This is a genomic window from Cellulomonas bogoriensis 69B4 = DSM 16987 (genome assembly GCF_000767165.1).
Taxonomy (GTDB): Bacteria; Actinomycetota; Actinomycetes; order Actinomycetales; family Cellulomonadaceae; genus Actinotalea; species Actinotalea bogoriensis.
The window spans coordinates 1-584 of the sequence record NZ_AXCZ01000432.1; the positions used below are offsets into that span (position 1 = coordinate 1).

Below are 584 nucleotides of genomic sequence, written 5' to 3' on the forward strand. Positions count from 1 at the left end.
CGCCCCCCGCGGGACGCGGGTGGTGCTCTCGACGGCGTGGTGGACGGTCCTGGCGCTGGGCGTCGCCCCGGCGCTGGGAACCGGGCCGGTGCTCGCTGCCGCCGGCGCCGGGTACCTCCTGCTCATCGAGGGTGCGGGGCGCGCCCCAGGCTCCCGTGAGCGCGCGACCCAGGTCTTCCCTGCGGCGGGCCTGCTGGTGGCGTGCGTCTTCAGCCTGCCCGAGGCGGCGTGGTCCGCCGGTCTGCTCGGCGTCGTGGGTCTGTGGGCGTTGCTGCGCCGTCGACGGCCGTGGCCCGACCCGGGTTCACGCCCCGTCCTCGGGACCGTGGGAGGGGTGGCCCCGGTCCTGGCCCTCATGGCGCTGGCCCGCGCCACCGATCCCGCGACCGCCGTGGCGGTGGCCGTGGTGTGCATCGCGGCCGCGACCCTGCTCGTCGCGCCGTCCAGGCTCCCGCGAGCGGGCCGGTACGGCGTGCTCTGGTGGCGTACGGCCATGGTGCTGGTCACCCTGGGCGCGTTCCAGGCCTGGGTGCTCGCGCCGTCGAGCCACCGGGTGCTCCTGGTCGCGGCGCTCGCAGGCGTCG

Annotated in this window: 1 protein-coding gene; it reads left to right on the plus strand. The window is 77.7% G+C overall.

Annotated features, from left to right (window positions below; genetic code table 11):
- Nucleotides 1–19: 19 nt before the first annotated feature.
- A partial coding sequence (locus N869_RS15860; RefSeq protein ID WP_198026117.1) for a hypothetical protein occupies nucleotides 20–584 on the plus strand: 565 nt, incomplete at its 3' end.